The sequence below is a fragment of the Plantactinospora endophytica genome, from assembly GCF_016862915.1.
GTDB classification, from domain to species: domain Bacteria; phylum Actinomycetota; class Actinomycetes; order Mycobacteriales; family Micromonosporaceae; genus Plantactinospora; species Plantactinospora endophytica.
In genome coordinates this window covers 87660-103783 of the sequence record NZ_BONW01000016.1, presented here as the reverse complement: position 1 = coordinate 103783, position 16124 = coordinate 87660, and the positions used below count along the sequence as shown (strand labels likewise).

Below are 16124 nucleotides of genomic sequence, written 5' to 3'. Positions count from 1 at the left end.
CAGCATAACGCATACGGGAGGGCACGCCGCTGCTGCGTCGCCTCGACGCCGCGCGGACGTCGTACGAGAAGGGAGCAGCCCGTGCGAGTTGCTGTGCTCGGAGCCGGCGCCATCGGCGCGTACGTCGGTGCGTCCCTGTGCCGGGCCGGGGTGGAAGTCCATCTGATCGCCCGTGGCGCACACCTGGCCGCGCTGCGGGCGAACGGGGTACGGGTGCTCAGTCCCCGGGGCGATTTCGCCGCGCACCCGCACGCCACCGACGACCCGACCGAGGTCGGTCCGGTGGACTACGTGTTCCTCGGCCTCAAGGCGCATTCCTACGCCTCGGCCGGGCCGCTGCTCGAACCGCTGCTCGGCCCGGAGACCGCCCTCATCGCGGGGCAGAACGGCATCCCGTGGTGGTACTTCCACAAGCTCGCGGGGCCGTACGAGGGTCACCGGATCGAGGCCGTCGACCCTGGCGGGGCAACCTCGGCGGTGATGGCACCGGAGCGGGCGATCGGTTGCGTGGTCTACCCGGCCACGGTGATCGAGTCACCCGGGGTGATCCGGCATCTGGAGGGAACCCGGTTCTCCATCGGCGAGCCGGACGGCACGGTATCGGACCGGTGCCTGCGGTTCAGCGCGGCGATGGTGGCCGGCGGTCTGAAGTGTCCGGTCGAGCCGCGACTGCGGGACGACATCTGGATCAAGTTGATGGGTAACGCTTCGCTCAATCCGATAAGCGCCCTGACCAGGGCGACCATGGCGGAGATCTGCGAGAGCCCGGGCACCCGCCGGGTGGTCGAGCAGATGATGGCGGAGACCCTAGACATCGCCGGCCGGGTCGGCAGCACGCCGGAGATCTCGATCGGCAAGCGGGTCGAGGGCGCCCGGCGGGTCGGCCACCACAAGACCTCGATGTTGCAGGACCTCGAGGCGGGCAAGGAGATGGAACTCGACGCCGTCGTCGCCGCCGTGGTGGAGATGGCCGACATCACCGGGGCGCCGGCACCGACCCTGCGCACCATCTACGCCGCGACCGAACTGCTGGCCAAGACCATGGCCAGGCCGGCGCCGACCCCGAGCGTGGCGGCGGCCTGACCGGCCGGCCGACCGCTACCGGCGTACCGGCGAGGCGTCGCGAGAGGTATTGCACTGGGACTGCCGACAGAATACTGTATGCAGACCCTCCTAGCTGGTCTTCCAGGCACCGGGATCCGGTGTCGGTCAGCCATCGACGGGACGCACCGGAGGTAGCGACCCGTCCCGGCCCGGCGATCTCGCCATCCACACAGGACACCCGAAGCCCCGGAGGCTCCCGTGACCCTGATCCGCAAACCCGGTACCGCCTGGGACGTCGGCGAGCGCCGGTACCGCACCTTCCCCACCCACGCCCACCACCCGGAGGTCTGAACCCATGGCCAAGATTCCCTGCATGGACGCGGTCGTCTCGGTGCTCGCGTCGGAGGGCGTGGACATCGCGTTCGGCTGTCCCGGCGCGGCGATCCTGCCGCTCTACGCGTCGCTGCGGCGCAGCGACATCCGGCACCTGATCGTCCGGCACGAGGAGGGTGCCACCCACATGGCCGACGGCTGGGCCCGGACCAACGGCCGGGTCGGAGTCGCGATCGGCACCTCCGGCCCGGCCGGCACCAACATGATCACCGGCTTGTACACCGCCCAGGCCGACTCCATCCCGATGGTCTGCATCACCGGCCAGGCACCGACGAACAAGCTGCACCAGGAGGCGTTCCAGGCGGTCGACATCGTCGAGATCGCCAAGCCGGTGACGAAGTGGGCGGTGCAGGTCAAGGAGGCGGCCCAGGCGCCGTGGATCTTCCGGGAGGCGTTCCGGATCGCCCGCTCCGGGCGGCCCGGCCCGGTGCTGATCGACCTGCCGGTCGACGTGCAGCGGCAGGAGATCGAGTGGGACGCCTCGATCGACGCCCCGCTGCCGGTGCCCCGGGTCGAGCCGCACCTGCCCCGGGTCGAGCGGGCCCTGGACATGCTGCTGGCCGCCGAACGGCCGCTGATCCTGGCCGGCGGCGGCGTCATCATCGGCGAGGCCAGCGACCTGCTCCGCGAGGTAGCCGAGACGTTGAACATCCCGGTCCAGGTCACCCTGATGGGCAAGGGCGCGATCCCGGAGGACCACGACCTGTTCGCCGGGATGACCGGCATCCAGACCACCCAACGCTTCGGCAACGCGTCCTTCCTGGAGTCCGACCTGGTGCTCGCGCTCGGCGCCCGGTTCGGCGACCGGCACACCGGCGACCTGGAGACCTACCGGGGCGACCGGAAGTTCATCCACGTCGACATCGAGCCGACCCAGCTCGGCAAGGTGTTCGGCCCCGACCTCGGGGTGGTCTCGGACACCGGGGCGTTCCTCGCGGCACTGCTCGACGCCGCCCGCCGCCGGGGCGTCGCGCGGGACCGTGGTGAGTGGGTGTCGCTGGTCCGCAAGCTCCGCGAGACGCTGCGCCGCCGGGACGACTTCGACGCGGTACCGGTCAAGGCGCCCCGGGTGTTCAAGGAGATCAACGAGTTCTTCGGCCCGGACACCTACTTCGTGACCGCGATCGGTCTCTACCAGATTTGGTCCGGGCAGTTCCAGAAGGTCTTCAAGCCCCGGCACTACCAGGTCTGCGGCCAGGCCGGCCCGCTCGGCTGGGAGATTCCGGCGGCGATCGGGGTGAAGTCCGCCAAACCCGACGCCGAGGTGGTGGGCGTGGTCGGCGACTACTCGTTCCAGTTCCTGGTCGAGGAACTCGCGGTGGCCGCGCAGTACAACATCCCGTTTGTGTTGATCATGTTGAACAACGAGTATCTCGGGCTGATCCGGCAGGCCGAGATCGGCTACGAGATGAACTACGAGGTGGACATCCACTACGACGAGTACGGCACCGACAATGTCAAGGTGATGGAGGCGTACGGCTGCGCCGGCCGGCGGGTGCTGCGGCCGGACGAGATCGCCGACGCGCTCGCCTGGGCCAGCAAGGAGGCCCGCCGGACCAGCCGTCCGGTACTGGTCGAGGTGATGATCGAACGGGAGGCGAACACCGCGCACGGGCTCTCCATCGCCAAGGTCAACGAGTTCGAGCCGGTGCCGGAGATCGAGTACAAGGACGCGGTTTCGGGGTGATTCCCACGACGGCCCCGGAGGGGCGCCGGGAATAGCGTGCCTAACGAGCGGCGGGGTGGGCGGCGAGACGCCCACCCCGCCGACGCTACCCCGGACACCGCCGACGTCCCGCCGCGATATCCGGGCCGATCGGTCTATTTCCCGCCACCACCCGTGGTGGCGGCCGATTGCATCTAGACGACTGTATGCTATAGCCCAGAAAAGGGCGCGAGCGCCCGATCGATTTCTCGCAGCCGGAGGTAGTCCATGACCGAATGGGGGGGCTCGGCCTCACCAGGCGGCGCCAATGGTGGTCGACGACGGCTCACCGCGGCCCGCCGCGAGCCACGGGCCGCACGGCAGCCTCTGGAGCGCCCCGCGCCACTGCGGCAGGCGGTCTACGACGTGATCGCGGAAATGATCATCAACCGCGAGCTGCGCCCCGGCGAGCACCTGGTGGAGAACGAACTCGCTGCCCAGCTCGGCGTCAGCCGGCAGCCGGTCCGGGAGGCCCTGCAACGGTTGCAGAGCGAGGGCTGGGTCGACCTGCGCCCCGCGCTCGGCGCGTTCGTGCACGTGCCGACCGAGGAGGAGGCGGACCAGCTCCTCGCCACCCGCACGCTGCTGGAGTCGGAGTCGGCCCGACTGGCGGCCCGGCAGGCCACGCCGGAGCAGGTCGAGCGGCTGCGCGAGCTACAGGAGGCCGGCGAGAAGGCACTGCGCGACGACGACCAGGTCGAACTCGTCGCCGCGAACGCCGCCCTGCACGCGTACGTCGTCGAGATGTCCGGCAACAAGGTCCTCGCCGAACTGATCGCCATGGTCGACCGGCGGGTGCGCTGGTACTACGCCCCCATCGCCCGTTCCCGGGGCCGGGAGGCCTGGGACGAGCACGCCGAGCTGATCGAGGTGATCGCCGGCCGGAACGGGCGACGGGCCGGCGAGATGATGCGCCGGCACACCGAGCGCACCCGGGAGAGCTACCACCAGCGCCGCAAGGAGGCCGCTGAACGGGAAGCCCTGGGCTGACGAGAGCCCCTACCCGCACGTCCCGCCGGCACTGACGGGACGTGCGGTGTTTCCGACGCCGTACGCCGCCCAGAACGCCTCCGCGCCCGCACGGCGGTTTGTGGCCCGGTTCTCCCGGCACCGTCGCGCTCGACGGGCCGGCCGGTCTGCCCTCGGCTGCCCGTACTGCCGCCTCCGAACGGCCGAAGGTGCCCGTACCACGGGAGCGTCCCTGCTGGACACGACGAGCGTGTCCCGCCCCACGCGGTACGGGCACCTCCGGTGGGTTACGTCCGACGGACGGGTTCCGACCCGCCGGGCGTACCCGGGTGCGACGACTACCTGTGCCTGGTCTGGTGCACCGTGCTCGGGTCGTACGCGGTCGGCACCGCGCTACAGGCGGATGGATTTCTTGTTCATGAACTCCTCGATGCCGGCCGGGCCGAGTTCCCTGCCCATCCCGGAGCGCTTGATGCCGCCGAAGGGCAGGTCGGCCTGGGATCCACCGGCGCTGTTCAGGTACACCATGCCGGACTCGATCTGCCCGGCAACCCGGCGCAACCGGTCCGGATCGGTACCCCACACGCTGGCGCCGAGCCCGAACGGCGAATCGTTCGCGATGGCGACCGCCTCCTCCTCGGTCTCCGCCCGGAACACCAGCACCACAGGGCCGAAGATCTCCTCGTAGTAGGCGTCCATCTCGGGGGTCACGTCGGTCAGCACCGTGGCCTCGAGATAGGCGCCGGGCCGGTCGATGCGATGCCCACCGGTGCGTAGCGTCGCGCCCTGCTGGACCGCCTTCTCGACCTGACCGGCCACCTCCTCGGCCGCCGCGACCGACGCCAGCGGTGGCAGCTTCGTCGCGGGATCGCTCGGGTCGCCCGGCACGAAGGTCTCGGCCACGTGCTTGGTCAGCCGGTCGACGAACTCCTCGTAGATGTCGGCGAGCACGATCATCCGCTTCGGCGAGTTGCACGACTGGCCGCAGTTGCGCATCCGGGCGGTCGCGGTGGCCTTGACGGTCTTGTCCATGTCGTCGGTGTCCAGCAGGATCAGCGGGTCGGAACCGCCCAGTTCCAGGACGACCCGCTTCAGGTTCTTCCCGGCCTCGGCGGCGACCGAGATGCCCGCCCGCTCGCTGCCGGTCAGCGAGACTCCCTGGATGCGGGGATCCGCGAGCATCCCGGGGACCTGCGCGCTGGACGCGAAGATGTTCACGTACGCGTCCTCGGGCACCCCGGCGTCGTGCAGGATCCGCTCGATCGCCGCCGCCGACCGGGGACAGATCGAGGCATGCTTCAGCAGGATCGTGTTGCCGAGGACCAGGTTCGGCGCCACGAACCGGGCGATCTGGTAGCAGGGGAAGTTCCACGGCATGACGCCGAGCAGCGCCCCGATGGGGTTCTTGGTGATGACGGCCCTGCCGCCCCTGATCTCCATCGGCTCGTCGGCCAGCAGCGCAGGACCGTTGTCGGCGTAGTACCTAAAGATGTCGACGACCACGCCGACCTCGCCACGGCCCTCGTTGATCCGCTTGCCCATCTCCAGCGTCATGATCGCCGCCAGCTCGTCGGCGCGCTCGGCGAACAGGTCCGCCGCACGGGACACGATCTCGGCCCGCTCGGCGACCGTCCGGCGCCGCCACGACACGTACCCGCGGTGGACGCGATCGATCGCTTCCCGGACCTCCGCGTCGGTCGCGTTCTCGATCTTCTCGATCAGCTCGCCTGTCGCTGGGTCGGTAACTGTGTACATAGGGATCCACGCCTCCGTCTTCTACCAACGCTGCGCCGGGACACTCTGTCATTGGTCTGCATGCCGTCTACAGACGTGCCGGATGCGAAGGCGAGGCCGGTCGGGCGCTCGCCGACCGACAGCCGACATTCCTCTCCACCGTGCGCCGCACTCCCCCGACCGCTTCGAGGCACCGGGCGCTCGTCGCCCGTCGCACGTCGGACGCAGGGCGAGGACGGTGTCCTCGCCCTGCCCCCGGAACCATCCCGAAACCGTTCGACAGGGAGCGCGGGACGCCGCCCCGGGCCGGCGCGACCCGGTCGACGGCGGCGAGCAGCGCCACGGCCGTCGTGTCCGGGTCGGTCAGACCCGGACCGGCGGCACCCCGTCGGCGCTTCCGCTCACCGCTGCACGGTGATGCCCTTGGGGTTGAGGTGGGCGATGTTGCCGCTCTCCGTCCCGTCGGTGGGGTCGATGACGCAGTCGATGAGCGCGGGCCGGCCCGCCGCCAGGGCCTCGCGCAGGGCGGCGGTGACCTCCTCGGGCGTCGTCGCCCGATAGCCCTTGCCGCCGAAGGCGGCGATCATGAGATCGTGCCGGGCCCGGAGGGCGGTCGGTGCCGGGTCCCCGGACGGTGACGCGTCGTCGCCTCGGTAGACGCCGCTGTTGTTCAGCACGACCGTGACGACGGGCAGGTTGTAGCGGCAGATGGTCTCGATCTCCATGCCGCTGAACCCGAACGCACTGTCGCCCTCGATGGCGACGACCGGGTCCCCGCTCTCGACCGCGGCGGCGATCGCGTACCCCATGCCGATGCCCATCACGCCCCAGGTGCCGCTGTCCAGGCGGTGTCGTGGCACCTGCATGCCGATCGTGTTGCGGGCCAGGTCCAGCGCGTTCGCGCCCTCGTTGACGACATAGGCGCGCGGGTTCTCCCGCAGGACGTCGCGGACGGCCTGGAGCGCGCCCAGGAACTTCATCGGGTGTGCGGTCTCGGCGGCCTTGAGCCGCTTGGCCATCTTGCCGACGTTCTCCGCGGAGCGGGCCGACAGCTCGTCCCGCCACTGGCTCGGGACGGTGATCTGGCCCGGTTCGGTCCGGTCGATCAGCGCCTGCATCACCGAGCCGACGTCACCGACGAGCGGCGCCGCGATGGGCTGGTTGCTGTCCAGCTCGGTGCTGGCGATGTCCACCTGGATGAACTTCGCGTCGGAGTTCCACTGTGGTGCGTCGCCGTGTCCGAGCAGCCAGTTCAGGCGCGCACCGACGAGCATCACGACGTCGGCCCGGCGTAGGGCCAGCGACCTGGTGCTGGCCACCGACTGCGGGTGGTCGTCGGGCAGCAGGCCCTTCGCCATCGACATGGGCAGGTAGGGCACGCCGGTGAGTTCGACGAACCGGCGGATCTGGTCGTCCGCCTGCGCGTACGCGGCGCCCTTGCCGAGTACGACGAGCGGCCGCTGGGCGTTCGCGAGCAGTTCGATCGCCCGGTCCAGGGCCGCGGGTTCGGGCACCTGTCGCGGCGCCGGGTCGACGAGCCGCCACAGTGACGCCGCGCCCGCCTCCGCGTCGATGACCTCGCCGAGAACCGCCGCCGGGATGTCGAGGTAGACCCCTCCGGGTCGCCCGGACACGGCGGTACGGATCGCGCGGGCCACGCCCCGACCGATGTCCTCCGCCCGGTGCACCCGGTATGCCGCCTTGGCGAACTGTCGGGCCGCCGCGAGCTGGTCCATCTCCTCGTAGTCGCCCCGCTGGAGGTCGACGAGGTGCCGCTCGCTGGATCCGGAGATCTGCACCATCGGGAAGCAGTTCACCGTGGCGTTGGCCAGTGCCACCAGCCCGTTGAGGAATCCCGGGGCGGAGACCGTCAGGCAGATTCCCGGCTTCTTGGTCAGGAACCCGGCCGCCGCCGCCGCGTGCCCGGCAGCGCTCTCGTGCCGGAAGCCGATGAAGCGGATGCCGGACGACTGCGCCAGCCGGGCCAGGTCGGTGATCGGGATGCCGACGACGCCGTAGATGGCGTCGACCTCGTTGAGCTTGAGCGCGTCGACGACCAGATGGATCCCGTCGGTGAGCTTCTTCGCACCCACGAGATCGCCAGCTTCTGACTCCCGGAGGGAAGCGATGGTCATGGTCAGAGTCCTCCATCATCGTCGTGCGACTTCTGCGTACGTATGTAGTTCGGCTACCGCTCGTCGAGGTTGGCTCGGCCGGCGACGGCGACGACGGGCACTGCGCGCGAGCGCGCACGGGAAGCGACGCCCTTCCCCCTCGCTGTCCCTAGAAGTGCATACCGTATGGGGTAGGCAATAATCGTGGACCACGTAACAGCGGGGTGTCTAGGGGGTAGCAGGGACGTTTTCCGGGCAGGCCGGCGCGTACCGGCGCCGAACCGGTGGTCACGGCTCGGGTCGGCGGCACGGTGGCTTTGGTCACTGGTTCGGTTTTTTGTATACCGAAGGCGGTATCCTGGGACCGTCGAACAAGGACCTGTCGCCGGACGGGACGAGCGCGAGGGTTTGTGGTGGCACGGCACCGGGTAGCTCCACAGAGGAACCGCCTGCGTACCGTTCACACCGCGGTCCGGGCCACGAGGCCACGGCTCCGCGCGGCCGCTGCGGGCCGACCCCCGCCGGTCGTCGATGCGGCGACAGACATAGATCCGGCCGCCACGCGACGAGGCGTGACGGCGAAGATCCGGCGACCCGGGGTGTGCCCGGCCCCACCAGGCACATCCCGGGTGTCCTGCCGGACCACCGGCCCGGACGGTCTTCTCTCGTCCGGTCCGGTGCGCACGGTCCCGGGAAGCGTCGTTTCCCGGGAAGACCGACAAGCAGGAGTGATGTTGTCATGACCACCTGGCGAACGTTCGCACGTTCCCTGACCCGCCTTACCGACCGGCTGGCCCTGCCGACCGGGTTCCCGGCCGACGGCCGGTCCCTCGGGCTCGGCCTGGCGGCCGCGCTGGAGAACCAGCGTCGGGCCGCCCGGCCGAGCGACAGGGAGATCGAGGACTTCCTCCGTGGCTCCGCCACGGACGAAAACCTGATCAAGGTCTGACGAGCGGTCAGACCGCGTCCCGGTCCGCCGTCACGGAGTCGTGGGTACCGGGGGCTCCGGCCTCCAACCCCTCCGTGGCGGCGGACGGCCGTTCGCGCTGGTCCCGCCGGGACTTCGCCAGGCTGGCGACGGTGGTGACCACCAACGTTCCGACGATGACCCCGAGCGAGACGGCGATCGGCACCGCCGGCGCCCAGGAGAACCCGTCGTGATGCAGGGCCTCCAGCACCAGCTTGACCCCGATGAAGGCCAGGATGAACGCCAGGCCCTTGCTGAGGTACACCAGCCGGTCCAGCAACCCGCCGATCAGGAAGTAGAGCTGCCGCAGGCCCATCAACGCGAAGGTGTTCGCGGTGAAGACCAGGTACGGCTCCTGGGTCAGGCCGAAGATCGCCGGAATGGAGTCCAGCGCGAACAGCAGGTCGGTGGTGCCGATGGCGACCATCACGATCAACATCGGCGTCACCATCAGCCGACCGTCCACCCGGGTCAGCACCGAGGCACCCCGGTACGACTCGGTGGTCGGCAGGATCCGCTTCGCCGTACGCAGTGCGATGTTCTCCGAGAACTCGTCCTCCTGCTGCGGCCCGACGAGCTTGACCGCGGTGTAGATCAGGAAGGCGCCGAAGAGGTAGAACAGCCAGTCGAACCGGGTGATCGCCTGCGCGCCGGCCGCGATGAAGATGCCCCGCATCAGCAGCGCCAGCACGATGCCGATGAGCAGCACCTTCTGGCGATACTTCAACGGCACCGCGAACCGACTCATGATGATGATGAAGACGAACAGGTTGTCGACGCTGAGCGAGTACTCGGTGAGCCAGCCGGCGAAGAACTGGCCGCCGTACGAAACCCCGGCCGTCGCCATCAGGACGAACCCGAAGGCGATCGCGGCCAGGACGTAGAAGCTCACCCAGGCCACGCACTCCCGGAAGGCCGGCTCGCGTGGATTGCGGGCGACCAGGTAGAAGTCGAAGGCGATCATCCCGAGGAAGCCGACGATCGTCACGGCCCATACCCAGACCGGCAGGTTCATAGCTCTCCCTTTGCTCGGAACAGAGCCGGTCGGCCGTTACCCCGACCGGCGGCCCGGGCCCGCCGACGACTCTCCCGCGCCTTCCACTGCGCCTCGGCGTGCTGGAGGTAGAAGGCGTACAGCCGGTCGGCGGCCGGGTTGCTGTGCCGGATCCGGCGCAGCCAGCCCGGTGCGATCCGCTCGTGCAGCCAACTGAACCCGATCGCGAAGCCGAGGCTGACGATCGCCTGGTAGGCGAGGAAGCCTGGCAGGTCCGGCGGCAGCGCCGGCCGACCGACCACCATCAGGCCGACCAGCATCTCGTGGACCACCCGGGCGACCGGGAAGCCGATGAACCAGTACAGCGCCGCCGGGGCGAACACCCCCGGCGAGGCGATGCCGGAGCCCAGCAGCAGCCCGAACCCGCCGCCGAGCAGCACCAGCGGCAGACCCAGCCCCAGGCCGGTGGCGAGCGCCCAGCCGATCGGCTGGCCGGCGAGCACGGCGAGCGCGCCGGCCGCCACCCCGGCGGTCGCCCCGATGCCGGCTCCCGGCAGGGCGAGCTCGCCGAGGTGGCGTACTTTGTTGCCGGTCACGGCGTTACCTCATCCCGCTTCGTCATGACAACTCCTTCCGTCCGGCTCAGTCGATGACCACGCCGAACCGGATCAGGCTGTAGGCCAGCATGCCGAGGTAGAACACGGCGCCGAACCCGATCACGGCGTTCTGCACGATGCCCGGCCGGATCGGCTTGGGCAGCATCCGGTTGTTCACCAGCAGCAGCACGACGCAGTACGCGCCCATCGCGAAGGTGGACAGGAAGGCCAGTACGTCGAGGATCGCGCCGGGGCCGTCCGCCGGACCGAAGTTCAGGATCAGGATGCCGAACGCGATGACGCCCCAGAGGAAGCCGGCGTACAGCTTCGACATGCTGAACCGCTTGGCCCCGGGTACGAAGTGGTAGGTCATGTCCGCCTGGCCCCGGGAGAACGAGTCGAAGAGGCCGAGCGTGGCGTTGAGACCGATCAGCGCGATGAAGCCGAGGAAGACCCCGTGCAGCACCGGCGCACCCGCCGAGGCGAACGCGTCGGCCATCGCGGTCAACGCCGCCTCCCGCTCGCCGTCCCGGATCACGTCACCGACGCCGGGGTTCTCCCGGACGGCGGTCTGGGCCAGCACCGTGAACGAGATGGTGACCAGCATCGTGACACCCCAGAAGAGCAGCAGGGCGTCGAAGGTCACCCACCGCCGCCAGCCCTTCCACTTCTTCATCTCCTCCGGGCTGTCGGTGTCGAACATGAACCCGCGGGACGGCATCTCCTCCTGCTCACCCGCGTGCCGCAGGCCGCGGATCTTGGGGATGTGCGCGCCCATGCCGGCACCGGAATCCCGCAGGTGCAGCGTGTACCACATCTGCTGCATACCGGACGGGCCGGCGAAGGCGATCGCACCGACGATCACCGGGAACCAGGCCGCCGACATCGCCTCGCTGGGCAGGTAGCCGAAGTGGAACATGCCGGCGAGGGTCGAGGTGACGTCGCTCCACTGGCCGACGATCGAGGCCACCACCGAGGTGCCGACCACGAGTACGCCGATCAGCAGACCGAGCAGGCTCTCCAGCAGCGGATAGATCACCTTGGCCAGGCTGAACACCACGCCGACGAGGATCAGCCCGACACAGGCGCTGACCGTCCAGGGTATCCCGGTCACCTCCTCGAAGGCGGCGGCGCCGGTCGAGAGGTGTCCCGGCCAGATGTAGACCAGGATCGCCACGCTGAAGAAGAACCACATCAGTGGTTTGAACACCCGGGCGGCCCCGAAGAAGATGCTCTCCCCGGTCGCCATCGCGTACCGGGCCATTTCCAGCATCACGAAGGCCTGCAGGGTGACACCGATCAGGAAGAGCCACCGGATCTCCGGCCCGAAGATCAGGACCAGACGGGGCCACATGTACGACTCGCCCATGCCCACGCCGAGTGCGACGAGGAAGACGGTCGGGCCGAGCAGGTGTACCGACGGCGGGGCCTTCGGCAGCTCCCGGATCGGCATCGGTTCGAGTTTTCCGGCCCGCCACACCCGTTCCTCGGTGGGCGGGGCCGGCGGGGCGGTACCGCCACGCTGCTCGGGCATCGCAGTGGTACCGGCCGCCGGGGTGGTACTTGTCGGCTGGGTCGGGTAAGGGCTGTTCGAAGCGTCCACGCTGGACCTCCTGGGGGACTGTGACGTCGTACGGAGCCGGAGGACGGGCCGGTTCCGACGCTTGTGTCCGTTGACCCTTGGCCGCGGAGCGGGTCGCCGTGTGGCTAGTGGCCCCTCCAACTGCCTGGTCGGGTGGAACTGTCGTGCATCGCTCGGCGACCGTCCGGTCAGCCGCCGAGCAGACCGGCGGAACGTGCCCACCGGTACTTGGCGCCGAGCACCGCGACCGGCTTCTCCGTGGTGTACGGATAGGCGACGATCCCGTTCCGGTACAGGTGCTCGCTGGCCTCCTCGACCTCGACGTCCCCGGCGAGCGAGGCGACCACCGGCTTGTGGATGCCCTTGGCCCGGAACTCCTCGACCACGTCGACGACCAGCTCGGCGAAGACCATCGGCGGGGTGACGATGGTGTGCCAGTAACCGAGGATCAGCGAGTGGATGCGGGGGTCGGACAGGCCCAGGGCAATGGTGTTGCGGTAGGTGGACGGCGGCTCGCCGCCGGTGATGTCCACCGGGTTGCCGGCCGCGCCGAACGGCGGGATGAACTTGCGGAACGCCTCGTCCAGGTCCGGCGGGATCTCCATCAGGGTGAGCTTGTTGTCGACGCAGGCGTCGGAGAGCAGCACTCCGGACCCGCCGGCGCCGGTGATGATGACGACGTTCTCGCCCTGCGGGGTGGGCAGCAGCGGGATGCCCCGGGCGTACTCCAGCAGGTCGTTGAGGCCGGGGGCCCGGATCACGCCGTTGGAGCGCAGGATGTCGTCGTAGACCTTGTCGTTGCCGGCCAGCGCGCCGGTGTGCGAGCTGGCCGCCTTGGCGCCCTGGTCGGTACGGCCCGCCTTGAGCACCACCACCGGCTTGGTCTTCGAGACCCGGCGGGCGGTGTCGGCGAACGACCGGCCGTCCTTGAGGTCCTCCAGGTGCATCGCGATGAGCTGGGTGTTCGGGTCGCTCTCGAAGAAGGTCAGCAGGTCGTCCTCGTCGATGTCGGCCTTGTTGCCGACGCCGACGATCGCCGAGACGCCCATCCGGGCGGCCCGGCTGAAGCCGAGGATCGCCATCCCGATGCCGCCGCTCTGCGAGGAGAGCGCCACCCCGCCCTTGACGTCGTACGGGGTGCAGAACGTCGCCGACAGGTTCTCCGGGGTGTAGTAGTAGCCGTAGATGTTCGGCCCGAGGATGCGTACGCCGTGCTCGCGGGCGACCCTGACGACCTCGGCCTGCAACTCGTGGTTGCCGGTCTCGCCGAAACCGGACGGGATCAGGATCGCCCCGGCGACCCCCTTGGCACCGACCTCGGCCAGCGCCTGCGGCACGAACTTCGCCGGGATGGCGAAGACCGCCACGTCGACCGGGCCGGGCACGTCGGAGATGCTCTTGAACGCCTTGCGGTCCAGGATCTCGCTGGCCTTCGGGTTGATCGGGTAGATCTCGCCCTGGTAGCCGCCGTTGACCAGGTTTTTCATCACCGAGTTGCCGATCTTGCCGGTCTCGGCGGAGGCGCCGATCACGGCGACCGAGGCGGGCCGCATGATCCGGTTCATGCTGGCCAGGATCTCCTCGTCGGTGAACCGCTCCGGCTGGGCGGCGGCGGCCGGGTCGACCAGGATCCGCACGTCCACCGCGGTCGCGCCGGCGGCGGTGGCCAGCACCGGGTTGAGGTCCACCTCGGCCAGCTCCGGGAAGTCGGTGACCAGGTCCGACAGTCGGACGATCAGGTCGGCCAGCACCTCGCGGTTGGCCGGCTCGGCGCCGCGTACGCCGCGCAGGATCTCGGCCGAGGCGATCCCGTCGAGCATCGAGAACGCGGTGCCGGTGTCGGTCGGGGCGAGCCGGAAGGTGACGTCCTTGAGCACCTCGACGAGTACGCCGCCGAGGCCGAACGCGACCACCTTGCCGAAGGTCGGGTCGGTGACCGTACCGACGATGACCTCGTGGCCGGAGTCGAGCTGCTGCTGCACCTGCACCCCGACGATCTTGGCGTCCGCCTTGTACGCCCGGGCGTTGGCGAGGATGGTGTCGTACCCGGCGGCCACGTCCGTGGCGGTGCGCAGCCCGACCAGTACGCCGCCGGCCTCGGTCTTGTGCAGGATGTCCGGCGAAACGATCTTCAGTACCACCGGCAGGCCGATCCGCTCGGCCAGCGCCACCGCCTCGTCGGCGCTGCCGGCCAGCCCCTCACCCGGGGTGGCGATCCCGTACGCCTCGACCACCAGCCGCCCCTCGGGGGCGGTCAGCGAACTCCGGCCCTCCGCAGCGGCCTGCTCCAGCACCCGCCGTACGGCTTCGCGGTCGTAGCTGCTGTCGTTGGATGGCATTACGTCGTCTCCTTTAGGAACGCCGGCGCCGGTGGGGCCGGCGGCCGGGGAACGTGCGGGTTCTGGTGGGACGGGACCGGTGGTGGCGGTGCGGTGCCGGGCGCCGCCGAGGCGGCGCCCGGCCGGGTCAGACGGCGCCGGCGGCGCGCAGTGCGCCGACCTGCTCCTCGGAGTAACCCAGCTCGCCGAGCACCTGGGCGGTGTGCTCGCCGAGCAGCGGCGAGCGCTCGACGTCCACGTGCGAGTCGGAGAGCTTGATCGGGTTGCCGACGGTCTTGTAGGCCCCCCGGTCCGGGTGGGCGACCTCGACCACCGAGCCGAGCTGGGCGAGGGTCTCGTCCTCGATCAGCTCCTTGGTCGACAGGATCGGCCCGCACGGGATGTTGTACGCGTTGAGCTTCTCCATGACCTCCTGCTTGGAGTGCCGCTCGGTCCACTCCTCGATCAGCGCGAACGCCTTGTCGAGCTTGTTCAGGCGCACCTGCGGGGTGCTCCAGGCGGGGTCGTCGGCCAGCTCGGGCTTGCCGATCAGCTCGCAGATCGGCTTCCAGCCCACCGGCTGGATGATCACGTAGATGTAGTCGTTCGGTCCGCCGGGGGCGCACCGCACCGCCCAGCCGGGCTGGCCGCCGCCGGAGGCGTTGCCGGAGCGCGGCACCTCGTCGCCGAAGCTCTCGTTGGGGTACTCCCCCAGCGGGCCGTGCGTCAGCCGCTGCTGGTCACGCAGCTTGACCCGGCACAGGTTGAGTACCGCGTCCTGCATGGCGACCTGGACCCGCTGGCCCCGCCCGGTGTTGGTGCGCTGGTACAGCGCGGCCAGGATGCCGGCGACCAGGTGGATGCCGGTGCCGGAGTCGCCGATCTGCGCGCCGGTCGCGGTCGGCGGCCCGTCCTCGAAGCCGGTGGTGCTCATCGCCCCGCCCATCGCCTGGGCGATCACCTCGTACGCCTTGAAGTTGGCGTAGCGGCCGGGACCGAAGCCCTTGATGGAGGCGTAGACCAGGCCGGGGTTGATTTCCTGGAGCTTCTCCCAGGGGAAGCCGAACCGCTCCACCACGCCGGGGCCGAAGTTCTCCACCAGGATGTCCACCCCGGCCACCAGCCGGGTGAAGACCTCCTTGCCCTGCTCGTTCTTCATGTTCAGGGTGATGCTGCGCTTGTTGGCGTTCAACATGGTGAAGTAGAGGCTGTCCACGTCGGGAATGTCGCGCAACTGGGTGCGGGTGATGTCGCCCTGGCCCGGCGCCTCCAACTTGATCACGTCCGCGCCCAGCCACGCCAGGATCTGCGTGGACGAGGGGCCTGACTGTACGTGCGTCATGTCGAGGACCCGTACGCCCTCCAGTGCCTTACCCATGCCAACCTCCTGTGCGCGCCCCGCCGTGCACTGCCTGCCGTGGAGCTGAACCTCGGTTGCCGTCGTCGTCTCGGTTGCCGTGGACCGGTCGCCCGGCCCGCCCCTTCTCGGGATTGCATACCGTATGGGGTAGGCAATATCGTGGCGCATGTAACAGCGGAGTGTCTAGGGGGTAGCAGGGACGTTTTCCGCCGAAGCCAGCGAGGCCCCGGCGGTGCGACCCCCCGCTCGTCGGCACGGGCCAGAGCCCGGATTCGCTGCCCAGCACCCCACCCCGGTCCGATCTCCACATCCGGTCCGATCCCCACTCCCCCGTCTCTCCGCCCGCCC

Annotated in this window: 11 protein-coding genes; 4 read left to right on the top strand and 7 right to left on the bottom strand. The window is 69.8% G+C overall.

The genetic code is table 11. The features are described 5' to 3' along the window. Positions 1-81 precede the first annotated feature (81 nt). The 3 genes from Pen02_RS16510 to Pen02_RS16500 all read left to right on the top strand — a co-directional run bounded on the left by Pen02_RS16510 (position 82) and on the right by Pen02_RS16500 (position 4132). Positions 82-1083, top strand: a complete 1002-nt coding sequence (locus Pen02_RS16510) for a 2-dehydropantoate 2-reductase (RefSeq protein WP_203866939.1) — start codon at positions 82-84, stop codon at positions 1081-1083. Positions 1084-1399: 316 nt separating this feature from the next. Beyond that, positions 1400-3124, top strand: a complete 1725-nt coding sequence (gene gcl, locus Pen02_RS16505; protein ID WP_203866938.1) for a glyoxylate carboligase — start codon at positions 1400-1402, stop codon at positions 3122-3124. Between the two features lie 246 nt (positions 3125-3370). Further along, positions 3371-4132, top strand: coding sequence for a GntR family transcriptional regulator (locus tag Pen02_RS16500; RefSeq protein WP_203866937.1), 762 nt, complete (start codon positions 3371-3373; stop codon positions 4130-4132). A 372-nt stretch (positions 4133-4504) separates the two neighbouring features. Here Pen02_RS16500 and Pen02_RS16495 read toward each other — a convergent pair whose 3' ends face one another. Then, positions 4505-5866 carry an NAD-dependent succinate-semialdehyde dehydrogenase gene (locus Pen02_RS16495; RefSeq protein WP_239140846.1) on the bottom strand — a complete coding sequence of 454 codons (1362 nt, stop codon included), beginning with the start codon at positions 5864-5866 and terminating at the stop codon, positions 4505-4507. A gap of 380 nt (positions 5867-6246) precedes the next feature. After that, positions 6247-7980, bottom strand: a complete 1734-nt coding sequence (oxc, locus tag Pen02_RS16490; protein ID WP_203866936.1) for an oxalyl-CoA decarboxylase — start codon at positions 7978-7980, stop codon at positions 6247-6249. Positions 7981-8698: 718 nt separating this feature from the next. On the opposite strand from oxc, the gene Pen02_RS16485 reads away from it, so the two are divergent. Then, on the top strand, positions 8699-8908 hold the full coding sequence (locus Pen02_RS16485; protein WP_203866935.1) for a hypothetical protein: 210 nt from the start codon (positions 8699-8701) through the stop codon (positions 8906-8908). A gap of 7 nt (positions 8909-8915) precedes the next feature. Here the strand turns inward: Pen02_RS16485 and Pen02_RS16480 are convergent, their stop codons facing one another. From Pen02_RS16480 to frc, 5 genes are all read right to left on the bottom strand, one after another. Further along, positions 8916-9941: a TerC family protein gene (locus Pen02_RS16480; RefSeq protein ID WP_203866934.1), complete on the bottom strand. Its 1026-nt coding sequence runs from the start codon at positions 9939-9941 to the stop codon at positions 8916-8918. Continuing rightward, on the bottom strand, positions 9938-10516 hold the full coding sequence (locus Pen02_RS16475; protein ID WP_203866933.1) for a hypothetical protein: 579 nt from the start codon (positions 10514-10516) through the stop codon (positions 9938-9940). The genes Pen02_RS16480 and Pen02_RS16475 overlap by 4 nt, the downstream gene beginning before the upstream one ends. Positions 10517-10562: 46 nt before the next feature. Continuing rightward, positions 10563-12119 (bottom strand): Nramp family divalent metal transporter, encoded by a 1557-nt coding sequence (locus tag Pen02_RS16470; RefSeq protein ID WP_203866932.1) that lies wholly within the window; start codon positions 12117-12119, stop codon positions 10563-10565. Positions 12120-12286: 167 nt separating this feature from the next. Beyond that, the gene (locus tag Pen02_RS16465) at positions 12287-14437 is read right to left on the bottom strand and encodes an acetate--CoA ligase family protein (protein ID WP_203866931.1); all 2151 of its coding nucleotides are present in this window, start codon (positions 14435-14437) and stop codon (positions 12287-12289) included. Positions 14438-14564: 127 nt separating this feature from the next. Beyond that, the gene (gene frc / locus Pen02_RS16460) at positions 14565-15794 is read right to left on the bottom strand and encodes a formyl-CoA transferase (protein ID WP_203866930.1); all 1230 of its coding nucleotides are present in this window, start codon (positions 15792-15794) and stop codon (positions 14565-14567) included. Positions 15795-16124 lie beyond the last annotated feature (330 nt).